This window comes from Levilinea saccharolytica, from assembly GCF_001306035.1.
GTDB lineage: Bacteria > Chloroflexota > Anaerolineae > Anaerolineales > Anaerolineaceae > Levilinea > Levilinea saccharolytica.
Window position 1 is genome coordinate 1 of sequence record NZ_LGCM01000030.1, and the last position, 15,674, is coordinate 15,674.

Below are 15,674 nucleotides of genomic sequence, written 5' to 3' on the forward strand. Positions count from 1 at the left end.
TGCGCGAACGCGGGCCGCTGCCCTGGGAAGAAGCATTGACTGTCCTGCAGGACGTCGGGGCGGCTTTGTGTTTTGCACACCAACGCGGTATCATTCACCGCGATGTGAAACCCTCCAACATACTTCTGAGCCGTGAGCCAGGAGAAGGCGCCGTGCTCTCTGATTTCGGTCTGGTCAAGGCCGTAAGCGCGTCTGCAGTGGCAACCTCGAGCCATACCACCATCGGCACACCCCAATATATTCCGCCAGAAGTGTGGCACGGCAAGGTACCCACCCCCGCCGTGGATCAATATGCCCTGGCCTGTGTGTTGGTGGAGCTGCTCACCGGCAGCGCCCTATTTGACGGACCCACCCCGCCCGCGGTGATGGCCGCGCATTTCCAGCCGCCGCGCCTGCCCCAGGCCTGGCCCGCAGAGGTTCCGGAAGCATTCACGCAATGGATCACCAAAGCCTTAGCGCCTGAACCTGAGCAGCGTTTCTCGGGCATAGAGGAATTCATCCGGGCGCTCACCCAGGCTCCGGTTGTAGACCCTGCCCAGCAGCAGGCCAAACCCGTAGATCCTAAGACAGAGGAATATCATCTCCAGGCCGCCCGCTCCCAAGTAGAATATGAACGCCAGCAGGCCGCCGAACAGGCCCGCCGCGCCGAAGAAGAACGGCTGGCTCGCCAGCGGCAGGCCGCCGCCCGTCAGCGCCAACAGACCTGGTTTCACCGCAACGCCCGATGGCTGGCGGTTGGAATGGTTGGGACCATTGCCCTGGTTCCATTGCTTGTCACATTAATCAATTGGGGAGGTAGTCCACCTCTCGGTACACAAACTGCTCCGGTGTACCAGGCCGTCAGCCCCACACTGACCTTTACGCTGACCCCCACCTCAAAAATCGCCTCGACGCTCGATAACACAACCACTTTTGGAATTGGCGCCACCTTTGTCTCATTTAAAGATCTCATGATGATGGTCTACGTCCCTGCTGGAAAATTTCAAATGGGATCTAATGATGGCGACCTGGACGAGAGACCGGTACACACGGTTGAGTTGGGCGCCTTTTGGATTGACCAAACCGAGGTTAACAATGCCCAATATGCACGCTGTGTAACTGAGGGAGCTTGTCAGCCGCCTGTAAGGGCATCCTCCTACGCCCGTCAAAACTACTATGGCAACGCCGAGTTTGATAAGTATCCAGTCATTTATGTAAATTGGGCCCAGGCCAGCGCGTACTGCGCCTGGGCTGGGCGGCGGCTGCCCACCGAAGCCGAATGGGAAAAAGCCGCCCGCGGCACCGATGAGAGAATCTACCCCTGGGGGAATCAAGCGCCTAATTCACAATTGTTAAACTACTTTCAGAATGTTGGCGATACGACTGCAGTGGGCAGCTTTCCATCTGGAGCTAGCCCCTACGGTGCCCTGGACATGGCCGGCAACGTCTGGGAGTGGGTTTCTGACCCATATGGGGATTATCCCCTTGCACTCGAAACAAACACGACCGGAGCCACTGATGAAATTGGACGCGTGTTGCGAGGCGGCTCTTGGAACAATTATGTGAATAGTGTTCGAGCTGCTTATCGTTACAGGAGCAGTGCGGACTACACAGACAGCACCGGTGGCTTCCGCTGCGCTCAAAGCGCAGATAGGCCCTAGCGCATCGCTTCCTCGCAGAAACGCTTTGCCTGTCCAACCTATCCATTGAAAAAACAGCTTTACAGGAAACGGATGATGACCCAACTCGGCAAATACGAAATCTTAGAAAATCTCGGCAGCGGCGCAACGGCTGAGGTCTTTCACGCACGCGACCGCGCCCTCGGCCGTGATGTGGCGCTCAAGCTGCTCAAACCCGCCCTGGTGGCCGATGCAGACTCCTTTCAGCGTTTCCTGTGTGAGGCGAGCTCTGCCGCTGGTTTGTTCCACCCCCACATTGTGACTGTTCTGGACATGGGCGAAACCGACGGTCGATATTATATTGCCATGCGCTATATCGACGGCCCCTCCCTCGCCCAGATCCTCGCCCAGCAGGGGCCCCTGCCGCTGGCCGAAGTTACCCGTCTGGCCGAGCAGATCGGTGCCGCGCTGGACTACGCCCACGCGCAAGGTTTCCTCCACCGCGACGTCAAGCCCGCCAACATCCTGCGCGATTCCAACGGCGAGTACTTCCTGGCAGATTTTGGCCTGACTAAAGCCATGATGAGCACAGGTCTCACCAGCCACACCGGCGCCGTGCTGGGCACACCGCCTTACATCCCGCCCGAAATTTGGTCCGGCGAAAAAGCCTCCCCGGCCAGCGATCAGTACGCCCTGGCCTGCGTGCTGTACGAAGCCCTGACCGGCAAAGTCCTGTTCACCGGTGAAACCCCACCCGCGGTGATGACGGCTCACGTGCTGCGCGAACCTGACCTGAGTGCCCTGCCCGCCCCCATCCGTGCAATTCTTAGCCGTGCGTTGGCCAAATCAGTCACCGAAAGATTCCCTGATCTGGCGGCTTTGAGTGCGGCCTTGCAAGAGATTCGAGACCAGGGAGAAATTCACGAGCCAACCGAAGCCGACGGTCAGACCCAACCGCAATCCGTTCAGCAAAGCGCTCTTCCAACTGTGGAAGAACAGGCCCATCCGGAGACCATACAAATTACACAAGAACAAACTACAGCGCAGCCAACCCCCCCCATCCCGACACCTGCCTCACGCCCGCCCCATACCAAAAAAAAATCTTGGCTGTGGCTTGCAGGTGGATTGATGAGCTGTTGCGGTTTAATGGTGATGTGCAACGTTTTGATAGGCATGATGCCAAATTCACCACCAAGCGAACCGATTCAATTAAAAACCGAAGTCGCGCCTAAAGACGATAGACAACCGATTCAAATTAAAACCGCAATCGCGTCCAAAGACAATATGGTGATGGTCTACGTCCCGGCGGGTGAGTTCGACATGGGCTCGGACAAGAGCGCAGACCCGCAGGCACAGGACAATGAACTGCCTCAGCACCGCGTCTATCTGGACGCCTACTGGATTGATCAGACTGAGGTCACCAACGCTATGTACGCGCGCTGTGTGGCAGACGGAGCATGCACCCCGCCGGAGTACACTGGATCCTACACGCGGAATTCCTATTACGGCAGCAGCCAGTTTGACAACTACCCGGTCATCTACGTGGATTGGCACCAGGCCAGCGCCTATTGTGCCTGGGCCGGGCGGCGCCTGCCCACCGAAGCCGAATGGGAAAAAGCTGCACGCGGCACCGATGGGCGCATCTACCCCTGGGGGGATGAATTCTCCTGTTCAAGAGGCAATTTTGATGATGAAACCCAAGCGCATTCTAAAACCGTTCCGGGCGGACCCAACTGTGACGGCTTCCCGGATACCGCGCCCGTTGGAAGTTATCCCGCCGGGGCCAGCCCTTACGGCGCGCTGGACCTGGCCGGCAACGTCTGGGAATGGGTGGCGGATTGGTATGGGGATGGTTACTACCAGAACTCGCCTACCGGTAACCCGGTCGGTCCAGAGGCGGGTGTCGACCGTGTCCTTCGCGGCGGCTCGTGGGGCAACGATGATTTCGGCCTCCGCCCTTCTTACCGCGACTGGAACTCCCCAAACAATGCGTTCGACAGCCTCGGCTTCCGTTGTGCCCGCTCACAATAGTTCTGATTTTCTGGTTTCTGACGCCCGCAGGGCGTTCTGATTTTCTGAAGCGGGGGTTTATCCCCTTGCGGGGGGTCTGGGGGGCTGCGCCCCCCAGATTAAAATATGCAAACACGCTTTGCCCGCCGCTGCGGGTGCGGTTCAGACGCAGCCCTGACACCACTTTGCGTGTACAATACAGGTATCATCTCACCCCCAGGGGGACTGGCATGCCCGTCTACCAACCCGATGACATCCTTCTCGACAAGTTCCGCATCGAACGCCTGCTGGGTCAGGGCGCCATCGGCGAGGTCTACCTGGCCACGCACATCAAGCTCAACGGCCAACGGGCCGTTAAGGTGCTGCGCGCCGATACCCCCGGATTCTCGGCCCCCCAACGCCTCCAGGATGCCCGCGAACGCTTCGAGCTGGAAGCCCGCCTGTACGAGCACTTCCACGGCTCAGATCTCGTCCAGGTCTTCGACTTCGAAGAGGATCACGGCGTCCTGCTGCTTTCCATGGAGTACATGCCGGGCGGCAGCCTGGCCGCCCGCATCGAAGCCGCCGATCGAGACCGCACCCCCATGCCTGTGGATGAGGTCGTGCGCATCGGCGGCCAGATCGCCGACGCCCTGGCCGCCTTGCATCAAAGAGACGTCATTCACCGTGACCTGCACCCCGGCAACATCCTCTTTGACCGCGACGGCCGGGCCCGGCTCGCCGATCTGGGGCTGGCCCAGGTGCCGGGCGTCTTCAGCCAACGCTACGGTGTCTCCAGCGCACTGCTCAGCGTCCACCCCGGCCATCCCAATTTCCGCAGCCCGGAGCACAATATCGGCAGCCAGGCGCTCAAGCCCCCCAGCGACATCTACATGCTCGGTGCCTGCCTGTTCCTGGCCCTGACCGGACGGGATTACCACAACCAGCGCCCCGGCACGCGCGCCAGCAGTCTGCGCGCCGATACCCCCGCCTGGCTGGATGACCTGCTGATTTCTATGCTGGCCAAGGACCCCGAGCAGCGCCCCTGGGATGGGCGGTCCGCTGCTGAACGGCTTCGCCAGGGCCGCCGGCACGCTGCCCGCGAACAGTTGCAGCGCGAACGCCAGCAGGCCGCCGAGCGCCAGCGTCGGCAGACCTGGTGGCAGCAGAACGCCAAATGGCTGGCGGTGGGGGCGGCCGCGGCGCTTTCGCTGTTTGGGTTGATGGCTGTCATCCTCCTTTGGGCATCCAACAGCCTGCAGGCCCGCAGCCTACAAGAAACCCAGATCGTCCTGGCTGTCCAGGATACCCAGGCTGTCCAAAACGCCCAACCGACCCCGGCGCCCCCGCAACCCCAGGCCGCCAGCCCCACCGAGACCCCCGAAATGATCACGGCTACCCCTTCAATGGGCTCCACCCAGGTCTCTCCCCAAGACGGCATGCTGATGCTGTACGTCCCCGCCGGTGAATTCTGGATGGGCTCGGACAAGAGCGTAGACCCGCAGGCGAACGATGACGAACTTCCTCAGCACCGCGTCTATCTGGACGCCTACTGGATCGACCAAACCGAGGTCACCAACGCCATGTACGCGCGCTGTGTGGCCGATGGAGCATGCACGCCGCCCGCGGAAACATCATCCTACTCGCGGGATTCCTATTACGGCAGCAGCCAGTTTGATCAATATCCAGTCATTTATGTGGATTGGAACCAGGCCAGCGCGTACTGCGCCTGGGCTGGGCGGCGTCTGCCCAGCGAAGCCGAGTGGGAAAAGGCCGCCCGCGGCACGGATGGACGCATCTACCCCTGGGGGAAGCAAGCCCCCAATGGACAATTACTGAACTTTAACGGTAATGAAAAGGATACCACTGCGGTGGGGCAGTATCCAGCCGGAGCCAGCCCCTACGGCGCGCTGGATATGGCCGGCAACGTGTGGGAATGGGTGGCGGATTGGTATGGTGATTACCCGTCTGGAGCCGTTTCCAACCCGACTGGGCCGGGTTCGGGAGAAGCCCGTGTGTTTCGCGGGGGCTCTTGGGGCGATGCTTCGTACGGCATCCGCGCGGCTTATCGCGTCAGGAGCCTTCCCGGCTACCGCAACGTCAATTTCGGCTTCCGTTGTGCCCGCTGAGAAACGGTTTGCACGGGTTTCTGATTCTCTGGTTTTCTGATGGGGGGTCTGCCCCCTGACGTGGGTGCTTCGCCAGGGGGCAAAGCACCCCAGTTAAAATATGCAATCACTTTTTGAAGAAGGGTAGAGCGCCGCGCCCGATGAACCCGCACTGGCGGGTTGGGTTTTAACGATCACCCTGGTTCAGCATGGCTGAAACACGTTTTGCCTGTACAATATCGATATCCACTTCATCCCTCAGGGGGACTTGCATGCCCAGCTACCAACCCAATGACATCCTCCTCGACAAGTACCGCATCGAACGCCTGCTCGGTCAGGGCGCCTTCGGTGAGGTCTACCTGGCCACCCACATCAAGCTCAACGGCCAACGGGCCGTCAAGGTGCTGCGCGCCGATGCCCCCGGATTCTCGGCCCCCCAGCGCCTGCAGGACGCCCGCGAACGCTTCGAGCTGGAGGCCCGCCTGTACGAGCTCTTCCACGGCTCAGACCTCGTCCAGGTGTTTGACTTCGAAGAGGATCACGGCATTCTGCTGCTTTCCATGGAGTACATGCCGGGCGGCAGCCTGGCAGCCCGCATCGAAGCCGCCGACCGCGAAGGCACCCCCATCCCGGTGGACGAGGTCGTGCGCATCGGCGGCCAGATCGCCGAGGCCCTGGCAGCCCTGCATCAAAGAGACGTCATTCACCGCGACCTGCACCCCGGCAACATCCTCTTCGACCGTGACGGCCGGGCCCGGCTGGCCGATCTGGGGCTGGCTCAGGTCCCCGGCGTGTTCAGCGAACGCTACGGCGTGTCCAGCGCCCTGCTCAGCATCCACCCCGGCCACCCCAATTTCCGCAGCCCGGAACACAACCTCGGCAGCCAGGCGCTCAAGCCCCCCAGCGACATCTACATGCTTGGCGCCTGCCTGTTTCTGGCCCTGACCGGACGGGATTATCACAACCAGCGCCCCGGCACGCGTGTCCGCAGTCTGCGTCCCGACGCACCCGTCTGGCTGGATGACCTGCTGACGGTCATGCTGGCGGAGGACCCCAGGCAGCGCCCCTGGGATGGGGTGGAAGTTGCCAAGAAATTACGGAGGGATCCATCGCCCCTACCCAGGTCAGCCGGGAAGAAGCCCAGTGCCTGGTGGCTGGCGCTGGGGGCGGCCGCGGTGGTTTTGCTGTTCGCGCTGATTGCCGTGCCAATCTTATGGTTAACCAGTAATCGGCAGACTCAAAAACTGCAAACCACCCAGACCGCCCTGGCTCTTCAGGCCGTCCAGGCTGGCCCAACCGACCAACAGTCCGCAGCCCTCCTGCCGGCTCCGGCTGCGCGAGCCGCAGCGCCAGAAATACCAGTTGAGCCAACCGATCTGAGCGTGCAGCAGTCCTCCCTTTCCAACGATGGAAAAACTCCAACAGCCTTCAAAACCCAGGAGAAAAGTTCATCCGCTGGCGAAGCTGCACACCCTGTGGGATGGGAACAGGGAAAGTTGGTGTTTACCGCTCGCCTGGATGCGGGCGCCGCGCTCACCCTCTTGGATCTGGCTTCCAAACAATCCACAGTGCTGCAAACCGGAAAAAGCGAAAATTACCTCTTGGGGCCCGCCCTCTCGCCAGATGGCACGCGGATTGCCTATTATTCTCTTCCCAACATCCTGTATCAGTCGCCTCTATCCCCCCAGTTCAGCCCAGTTCAAACAGACCAGTGCAAATCACCATCCTGGGCATCGGACAGCAGCAGTATCGTGTGCAGCGCCAGCGGAAACCGACTGAAGTGGGCCGGCGGTGATTCGATTTCCAGCATCTATGGTCTGATTCCAGCATTATCGCCCAATGGGAAGGACCTGGTGTATGCTGTTTTCGAAGATCAGGCAACCAAAATTTACCGCTCATCCGTCAACGGGGATGCCCCCCTTCTGCTGGCCGGCAGCAGCAGTGAAAACTATGCACCCGCGATTTCACCGGACGGGAAATGGATTGCCTACCAATCCAATGAAGGCAGTGCCAACAGCGAAATCTGGTTGATGAACATCAACGGCGCTGAAAAGCAAAGGCTGACCGAATCGGGTTCGGGGAACTGGTCTCGTGGTCCGGCCTGGTCGCCCGACGGCCAATGGCTGGCTTATGTTTCCAGTCAGGCCGGAAGCCTTGGTGCTGATTTTGGGGAAGTTTTCATCCGCTCCGTAGATACGGGTGAAAGCCATCAGGTCACCCACACGAACGGAAAGGTATATGATTGGCGCGTGAGCTGGGGCCCCTGAATCGCTGGTTGGATTGAATTGCGCCCCCAATACGTCAGCCGAAAACGACAGCGTATAGTAAAATGAATGCTATCTTCATCCCTCAGGGGGACCCGCATGCCCGTTTACCAACCCAATGACATCCTCCTCGATAAGTACCGCATCGAACGCCTGCTCGGTCAGGGCGCCTTCGGTGAGGTCTACCTGGCCGTCCACCGCTCGCTGAACATCCAGCGCGCGCTCAAGGTGCTGCGCCGGGATGCGGACGGTATCGGCTCCAGCCTGTATGCCGAAGGCCGCGCCCGCTTCCAGTTGGAAGCCCAGCTCGGCGCGCAAATGTCTCACCCGCACATTATCCAGGTGCACGATTTCGAGGAATCCGACGGTAATTTGATCCTGAGCATGGAATACGCCCCCGGCGGCAGCCTGCAAGACCGTTTGGACAGCACCCCGCGCCCCAAACGCACCCTTCTGCCCCTGGAAGAAGCTCTGCGCATCGCCGAGGATACCGCCGCTGGGCTGACGGCCCTGCACGATCGCGAGGTGGTGCACCGCGACCTCAAACCCAGCAACATCCTCTTTGGGGCCGACGGCTCCGCCAAAATTGCCGACCTGGGCCTGGCCCAAATCCCCGGCGGCGCCTCCATGCGCTCCCGCCTGAGCGTCAACGAACATCACCCCGGCACCCCGGCGTTCATGAGCCCTGAGCAGGAAACGGTCTTGGGCTACCTGCGCCCCCCGTCTGACATCTACACCCTTGGTCTGATCCTGTTTCTCATGCTCAGCGGGCGCAACGCCAAACAGCTGCCCCCCGCGACCTCCATTCGTGAATTGAACCCCGACGCCCCCGCCTGGCTGGATGAGCTCCTGGCGGCTATGCTGGCAGAGGACCCCAGGCAGCGCCCCTGGGACGGGCGCGCCGCCGCGGAACGGCTGCACGCCGGCCGCCAGCGCCTGCAGGAAGAAGCCCAGCACGCCGAACGGGAAGAGGAGACCCGCCGGCAGGCGGCCCGCGACCAGCTGCAGCGCGAACGCCAGCAGGCCGCCGAACAGGCCCGCCGCGCCGAAGAAGAACAGCAGGCCGCAGCTCGTCAGACGGAAGAGCAGAGAAAACGCCAGCAGGCCCAGGCCGAAGCCCGACAGCGCCAACAGGCCTGGTGGCAGCAGAACGCCAAATGGCTGGCGGCCGCGTTGGCCGGGGTGTTTGTGCTGGCCGCGCTGAGCGGGGCGGCCCGTTGGCTGACCGCCAGTTTGCAGACCCAAAACCTAAAAAACACCCAGACCGCCCTGGCGCTGCGCCAAACCCAGGCTGCACAAAACACAGATGAAGCCTCGCAAAGCACCCCGCAGGCTGCTAGCCCCTCCCAGACCCCCGCTCTGACGCCCACGCCGCGCGCCAACCAGCCCCCCGCCATGACATCCACACCCGCGTTGGGCATCGGCTCCACCCAGGTCTCACCCAAAGATGATATGGTCATGGTCTACGTCCCCGCCGGTGAATTCTGGATGGGCTCGGACAAGAGCGCAGACCCGCAGGCATACGATGACGAACTGCCCCAGCACAAGGTGTATCTGGATTCTTTCTGGATTGACCAGACCGAGATCACCAACGCCCAGTACGCGCGCTGTGTGGCCGATGGAGCATGCACGCCGCCCGCGTACACAAGATCCTACACTCGGGATTCCTATTACGGCAGCAGCCAGTTTGATAATTACCCGGTCATCAATGTGGATTGGAACCAGGCCAGCGCGTACTGCGCCTGGGCTGGGCGGCGCCTGCCCACCGAAGCTGAATGGGAGAAAGCCGCCCGCGGCACGGACGGGCGCATCTACCCCTGGGGGAATCAAACCCCTAATGGGCAATTAGCGAACTTTGGTAGTTATGAAAAGGATACCACCGCGGTGGGGCAGTATCCATCCGGGGCCAGCCCCTACGGCGCGCTGGATATGGCCGGCAACGTGTGGGAGTGGGTGGCAGATTGGTATGGTGATTACCCTTCTGGAGCCGTTTCCAACCCGGCTGGACCGGATTCGGGACAATACCGAGTATATCGCGGGGGCTCTTGGAACTATGGATCGTTCGACATCCGGTCGGCGAGTCGCGACTGGGGCAATCCCGACGCCCGCGACGTCAGTATCGGCTTCCGTTGTGCCCGCTGAAAAAGGGTTTGAACTGGTTTCTGATTCTCTGGTTTTCTGATGGGGGGTCTGCCCCCTGACGTGGGTGCTTCGCGAGGGGGCAAAGCCCCCCAGTTAAAATATGCAAACACTTTTCGAGACTCTCTCTAGTTTTCGTCATTTACATATGTCTTTTCGGGCTGCCCGCAAGGGAAAGCGCGCGCAAAGCAGTGTTGCGGCGTTTGAGCGAAACCTGGAAGAAGAATTGCTGCGACTTGAAGACGAACTGCGTGCAAAAACCTACCGGCCTGGGCCATACCGCAGTTTCTACCGTACCGAAGCCAAACGCCGCCTGATCTCGGCAGCCCCTTTCCGAGACCGAGTTGTGCATCATGCCCTGATCGCCATCATCGAACCGCTCTTCGAGCGCCGCTTCATTTTTGACTCCTATGCCAATCGTAAAGGAAAGGGCACACACCGCGCTTTGGATCGCTGCACACATTTTTTGCGCGCCGGAGGGTATTCGCTGCAGTGCGATATCCGCCAGTTTTTCCCCAGCATCGACCACGCCATCCTCATGCGCGAACTAAATCGGGTGATATCCGATCAAGAAGTGATCTCGCTCTGCGAACGGATTTTGGAAACGGGTCAGGGTGTACTGGATGAAATGTATGAGATGCGCTGGTTCCCCGGAGACAATTTACTATCCGCAGCGCGCCCACGAGGCCTTCCGCTTGGCAACCTGACCAGCCAATTTTGGGCCAATGTCTACTTAAATCCGTTAGACCATTTCATTAAACGCTCCCTCAAATGTACGCGTTATTTGCGCTACGTTGACGATTTTGTCCTCTTTTCCGAGGATAAAGCGCAGCTTCACCAATGGAAATCGGAAATTATCCTGTTTTTAGACAACTTACGCCTGACCCTGCACGAAACGGCTGCGCCTGTACGCCCAGTGCCGGAAGGCTTACCTTTTTTAGGGTTTATCCTCTACCCCAATTATCGCCGCCTAAAACCCCGCACAGGCCATGCTTTCCGGCGGCGTTTTGGCACATTGATCAGGCAATATCAATGTGGGCAGGTGGATCTGCCGCGTCTGACCGCCTCGGCTCAAGGCTGGGCCGCCCATGCCAATCATGGCGATACCTACGGTTTACGCCGGTTAATCCTGGGGGTAAATCCCATTCGCTTAATGGAGAGATGATCAGATGGAATCCTCGCCCATTTTCACAAAAACTTATGATTTTATGCTTTGGCTGGTTCCAATCGTAGGCCGCTTTCCAAAAGAACATCGTTTCCGCCTGGCAGCCCGCCTGGAAAACAGCTTGTTTCAATTTCAAGAGCTCATTCTCCGTGCTGTTCACAGCTCAGAACGTAGAAAAAACCTGGTCGAAGCGGATCTCGAGCTTGAAAAGCTACGCTCTTATCTGCGCCTGGCTCAGGATTTAAAGCTGCTCTCTTTTGATCAATACGAATCCGCTGCCCGGCACACCAGTGAGATGGGTAAATTGCTGGGCGGATGGTTAAAGGCGACACCGGCGGCACCCAAAGCAGCCGATCGTGGGGAAAGGCCAGAGACATCGCGGGGGCTCTTGGAACAATGAATCGAACAACATCCGCACGGCAAATCGCAACAGGAACAATCCCGACAACCGCAACAACAATATCGGCTTCCGTTGTGCCCGATGATTCCCGCTTTCCGGCTGGATGCGGACGGTTCACGAACCACCGCGCGCCCAGGGAAGTCAGCGCGGCCTTTTCCCGGCCAGGCTCGTCCTGGGCAAATATCCAAAAGCCTGGCTCCCTACCGCCTCGCAGCGTCTGGAGCCAGGCAAACCTCTCCGTTTTCTCTGCTTTCCGCCGTCTATCGGCCGGCGAACCATCCTTCAGGGAGTGAACCATGACCGATCTGGATGAGATCCAAAACCGATTCACCCAACGCCTAAACGCCGTCAACCGCCGCCGCATCTCTGCTCAGACCCGCCCGCTGCTGAACCCCCAGGCCCCCTTTGCAGAGCAAATGTCCATCTATGACTCCTGGCTGGAAAGCCGCCTGGCCCTGTGGCGCGGCGAAACGCCCGCCGCCGCCGCCCAGCCCCTGCCCGCCTCCTCACCCGTGACCATGCATGCCCAGGTAGAAACCTGGGCCGGTGAAGCCGATCAGGCTGCCCTGGACGAGTTCGACCTGCACCGCTTTCCCCTTCCTGGCGGCTTTAACGGCCCCACCCGCCTGCTGGCCCACCCCGATGCCTTCCTGCGGGCTCTGGCCGAAGGCCTGGAATTGACCCATGCGGAGCGCAGGGACTTCCTGGCCCATCCGCCCCAAGCAGCCGAGGCTCTGCAGGCGGTTTACCTGCCCGGGGCCCACGGCGGCTGCCTGGTCAACGCCGCGCGCTTTGTGGGGCTTGAGCAGCCCAATCCCCAGGCCCACCTCGATCAGCATCGCGACGCCCGTGTGGATGCCCTGGGCGCAGTGGTGCGTGCACGCTGGGGCAGCGGCTTCCTGCTTGAATACACCACCCTGGGGCGCGAGATGCAGCAGCACGGCCTGTACACCGCCTGGGCAGCTCGCCAGGCTGGGCTGCGCCTGCCGCGTCTGCAGCCCGCCTTGGCCCGCCTGGATGCGCTGGGGCGGGGGATGAGCATCACCTGGCACGGCTGGCGCGAATGGATCTGGGAATATCTGGCCTGCAAAATGCGGCAGCCGCTTGGCGAAGGGCTGGTGGTCTCTCGGCCCAGTTCGCGCCGTGTGGGTGAAATCCTCACCCGGGTGGCCCGTCTGCTGCCTTTCTCCCTCACCTTCAACAATTTCACCATCCGCGTCACCGAGGTGGCCGACTTGTTCCGCTTTCTCTTCTTTCAGCAGTCCAGGCTGGCCTCGCAGGCCGTGAACCAGCTTCTGCTGGCCGCCGAAGAGTACTGCAATCAACATGATGAGGATAATCACCGCCAATCCGGCATGCGCGTGCGTTCCTTATTAGGCTGGTATTACCTCTCAGATCTGGAAGCGGCCATCAGTTCATATTGCGTCCCCTATGCCCTGCTGATCGCCCTGCACACCCCGCCCGGCCTGGCGGAAGCTGAGCCTGAGGAAATCCGCCGTCGTTTCCAAGAGGATCCTCAAAGCGTATCCAACACCCGCCTGTCTCTGCTCTCCGGCCTGAACCCAAGCGTACGGTACAATCCCAAAGCGCTGCGCCTGGCGGCGCGAGAGCTCAAACTGGACGCGCCGAAAGAATACCTCGCATGACAGCCCCCCTCACCACCCAGAGCCTGCGCCGCGCCCAGGCCCATTTGGACCAAACCCGGCAAGAGGCGCAGGAAGCCATCCAAAAAATTTTCGCCCGCCGCGCCGCACTCTACCGCGAAGGAATCGCCGCTTCGTCGCAGCGCATCCGTCTGGCCCTGGCCCGGCAGGTTAACGGGCTGGATGAAGAATCCGGCGGCTGGAAAGTGACCCTTCAATTGGTTGAGCATCAAATCCAGCTCTTAGGGCGGTTGATCTGGGCAATGGAAGTTGGGGAGCGGCCGGACCGCCCGCCTTTGGCTGGGGTAGATTGGCTGGAGGCGTTGGCTGTTGTACCAACTCAGGCAGCCGTGGGGTGGATTAGCCGCATCCGGCAGTACCTGGACCTCCTCATCGGCCCATCCCTCGCAACTGAAACGGCAGGCCCCCGCGAAGAAATTGCCCTGGCGGTGCGCGTTCCCGATGGCGACGGGCTGGTGCTGGCCGACGGGCGCCGTGTACGCTACATCGGCATCGACGCGCCCGAAATGACCACCTGGGAAGGTCCGCCCGAGCCCTTCGCCCGGCAGGCCAAAGCCGCCAACCAACAATGGGTCGTAGGTCAACGCGTCCGCCTGGTACGCGACGTCTCGGAAGTAGATCGTTACGGCCGCTTGCTGCGTTTTGTGTACGTGGGTGAGACCCTGGTGAATGCAGAGCTGCTCAAGGCAGGGCTGGCCCGCGCGCTTTCCATCCAGCCGGATACAGGGAGAGCCTTGGAGTTCCAGGCACTCGAATGGGAGGCTCGGCGAAAAGGCAAGGGGTTGTGGGGAGCATGAGGTATTCGTGGGATGGTGTTTCACTCACCTGACCTGATTTGAGAGTTGGCGCTCCCCACGGGTGCATTGTCCAGGTGTTTTGTCAGCAGTCCGTTCCGCGCGCGCTCGCAATTCGAGGACAAGCGAACGGAGATGGGGATTGCGCAACCTTATTCTGGAAATCCAGCCTTCATTAGAAGAAACAACCCATCCCCTGGGCGTTGGAGGCGCGATAGAGCGGTGAGTTTCCAGCGGAAAGTCAAAGACCGTAAGCCCTTTTGCCGCGATTCACCCTAACCCACGGCTTCAGAAAACCAGAACGCCCTGCGGGCGGCAGAAACCAGAGAATCAGAAACCAGTTCAAACCTTTATTCAGCGGGCACAACGGAAGCCGATAATGATGCTGCGGTCGAAGGGATTGCCCCAGAGCTGAAGCGCCGCGCTAATGACGTCCGAACCATCGCCCCAAGAGCCCCCGCGAAGCACTTTGGTGGCGCTACACCAATTGCTAGAAGTCCATTCCCAGACGTTACCGGCCGTGTCCCACACACCTTCAGGGCTGACTCCCAATGGGAAGTGGTCGACAGGCGTTGTGCCGCCCATCCGCGATTCTATTGAGTTGCAGTACTTCCCATCTACCCACTCTTTTCCCCAGGGGTAAGTTCGGCCGTCGGTGCCCCGGGCCGCCCGTTCCCACTCCGCCTCGGTGGGCAGCCGGCAGCCAGCCCACCGGCAGAAGGCCTGGGCATCATCGCAACTGACAAAAACCACAGGGTGTTTTTCCATACCTGTGGGATGACGGCGGGTCTTTCCATCCCAATTTTCGGGCACTGGATAGCTAGGGTTGGCATCGATAAACATCTGATATTGCGCCTGAGTGACCGGATACTTGCCAATTTGATAAGGCTGTGCTATGTAGGCCGCTTTCGGTGGATCTCCATACAAGAATTCCCCCGCGGATATGCTCACCCACTCGATTCCAGCGAGATGATCCGTTTTGCCTTGCACGGGTCTGTCAGCCGGCGGATTGGTTGTGGGTATGCTTACAGCCCGGGGCTGGGTGAGCACCTGGATGAATTCCTTAATGCCCGAGTAACGCTGCTCAGGTTCAGGCGCTAAGGCTTTGGTGATTAATTGCGTGAATGCTTCCGGAACCTCTGCGGGCCAGGCCTGGGGCAGGCGCGGCGGCTGAAAATGAGCGGCCATCACCGCGGGCGGGGTGGGTCCGTCAAACAGGATGCGGCCGGTGAGCAGCTCCACCAACACACAGGCCAGGGCATATTGGTCTACGGCAGGGGTGGGCACCTTGCCGTGCCACACTTCGGGGGGAATATACTGGGGTGTGCCAATGATGATATGGCTCGAGGTCTTTACCACAGACGCACTTACCGCTTTCACCAGACTGAAATCGGAGAGCACGGCGCCTTCACCTGGCTCACGGCTGAGAAGTATGTTGGAGGGTTTCACATCGCGGTGAATGATACCGCGTTGGTGTGCAAAACACAAAGCCGCCCCGACGTCCTGCAGGACAGTCAATGCTTCTTCCCAGGGCAGCGGCCCGCGTTCGCGCA

Annotated in this window: 11 protein-coding genes; 10 read left to right on the plus strand and 1 reads right to left on the minus strand. The window is 60.5% G+C overall.

From position 1 onward, the window contains the following. The 10 genes from ADN01_RS08170 to ADN01_RS08215 form a co-directional block, all read left to right on the plus strand. Positions 1–1,640 (plus strand): SUMF1/EgtB/PvdO family nonheme iron enzyme (locus ADN01_RS08170; protein WP_075071062.1); only part of this gene is annotated, 1,640 nt, incomplete at its 5' end. Positions 1,641–1,712: 72 nt separating this feature from the next. Further along, a complete protein-coding gene (locus ADN01_RS08175; protein ID WP_082142853.1) occupies positions 1,713–3,629 on the plus strand; it encodes a bifunctional serine/threonine-protein kinase/formylglycine-generating enzyme family protein in 1,917 nt (638 codons plus the stop codon). Positions 3,630–3,838: 209 nt separating this feature from the next. Continuing rightward, positions 3,839–5,716 (plus strand): bifunctional serine/threonine-protein kinase/formylglycine-generating enzyme family protein, encoded by a 1,878-nt coding sequence (locus ADN01_RS08180; protein WP_062418895.1) that lies wholly within the window; start codon positions 3,839–3,841, stop codon positions 5,714–5,716. 251 nt (positions 5,717–5,967) lie between these two features. Next, positions 5,968–7,962 (plus strand): protein kinase domain-containing protein, encoded by a 1,995-nt coding sequence (locus ADN01_RS08185; protein ID WP_062418896.1) that lies wholly within the window; start codon positions 5,968–5,970, stop codon positions 7,960–7,962. Between the two features lie 96 nt (positions 7,963–8,058). Beyond that, positions 8,059–10,101, plus strand: a complete 2,043-nt coding sequence (locus tag ADN01_RS08190; RefSeq protein ID WP_062418897.1) for an SUMF1/EgtB/PvdO family nonheme iron enzyme — start codon at positions 8,059–8,061, stop codon at positions 10,099–10,101. Positions 10,102–10,246: 145 nt separating this feature from the next. Next, on the plus strand, positions 10,247–11,263 hold the full coding sequence (locus ADN01_RS08195) for a reverse transcriptase/maturase family protein (protein ID WP_062418898.1): 1,017 nt from the start codon (positions 10,247–10,249) through the stop codon (positions 11,261–11,263). Between the two features lie 4 nt (positions 11,264–11,267). Further along, positions 11,268–11,663, plus strand: a complete 396-nt coding sequence (gene avd, locus ADN01_RS08200; protein WP_062418899.1) for a diversity-generating retroelement protein Avd — start codon at positions 11,268–11,270, stop codon at positions 11,661–11,663. Beyond that, a complete protein-coding gene (locus ADN01_RS20330; protein WP_201778658.1) occupies positions 11,620–11,748 on the plus strand; it encodes an SUMF1/EgtB/PvdO family nonheme iron enzyme in 129 nt (42 codons plus the stop codon). The genes avd and ADN01_RS20330 overlap by 44 nt, the downstream gene beginning before the upstream one ends. 211 nt (positions 11,749–11,959) lie before the next feature. After that, complete coding sequence (locus ADN01_RS08210; protein ID WP_062418900.1) at positions 11,960–13,309, plus strand: hypothetical protein; 1,350 nt, start codon at positions 11,960–11,962, stop codon at positions 13,307–13,309. Further along, positions 13,306–14,124 carry a thermonuclease family protein gene (locus ADN01_RS08215; RefSeq protein WP_062418901.1) on the plus strand — a complete coding sequence of 273 codons (819 nt, stop codon included), beginning with the start codon at positions 13,306–13,308 and terminating at the stop codon, positions 14,122–14,124. Before ADN01_RS08210 ends, ADN01_RS08215 begins: the two co-directional genes overlap by 4 nt. Before the next feature lie 351 nt (positions 14,125–14,475). Here the strand turns inward: ADN01_RS08215 and ADN01_RS08220 are convergent. Beyond that, positions 14,476–15,674 (minus strand): bifunctional serine/threonine-protein kinase/formylglycine-generating enzyme family protein (locus ADN01_RS08220; protein ID WP_152974011.1); only part of this gene is annotated, 1,199 nt, incomplete at its 5' end.

What these genes read in the sequence shown, in the direction of transcription:
- ADN01_RS08180 (WP_062418895.1), top strand. Translation starts at nt 3,839, where the DNA reads ATGCCCGTCTACCAACCCGATGACATCCTTCTCGACAAGTTCCGCATC.
- ADN01_RS08215 (WP_062418901.1), top strand. Translation starts at nt 13,306, where the DNA reads ATGACAGCCCCCCTCACCACCCAGAGCCTGCGCCGCGCCCAGGCCCAT.
- ADN01_RS08195 (WP_062418898.1), top strand. Translation starts at nt 10,247, where the DNA reads ATGTCTTTTCGGGCTGCCCGCAAGGGAAAGCGCGCGCAAAGCAGTGTT.
- ADN01_RS08210 (WP_062418900.1), top strand. Translation starts at nt 11,960, where the DNA reads ATGACCGATCTGGATGAGATCCAAAACCGATTCACCCAACGCCTAAAC.
- ADN01_RS08190 (WP_062418897.1), top strand. Translation starts at nt 8,059, where the DNA reads ATGCCCGTTTACCAACCCAATGACATCCTCCTCGATAAGTACCGCATC.
- avd (WP_062418899.1), top strand. Translation starts at nt 11,268, where the DNA reads ATGGAATCCTCGCCCATTTTCACAAAAACTTATGATTTTATGCTTTGG.
- ADN01_RS08175 (WP_082142853.1), top strand. Translation starts at nt 1,713, where the DNA reads ATGATGACCCAACTCGGCAAATACGAAATCTTAGAAAATCTCGGCAGC.
- ADN01_RS08185 (WP_062418896.1), top strand. Translation starts at nt 5,968, where the DNA reads ATGCCCAGCTACCAACCCAATGACATCCTCCTCGACAAGTACCGCATC.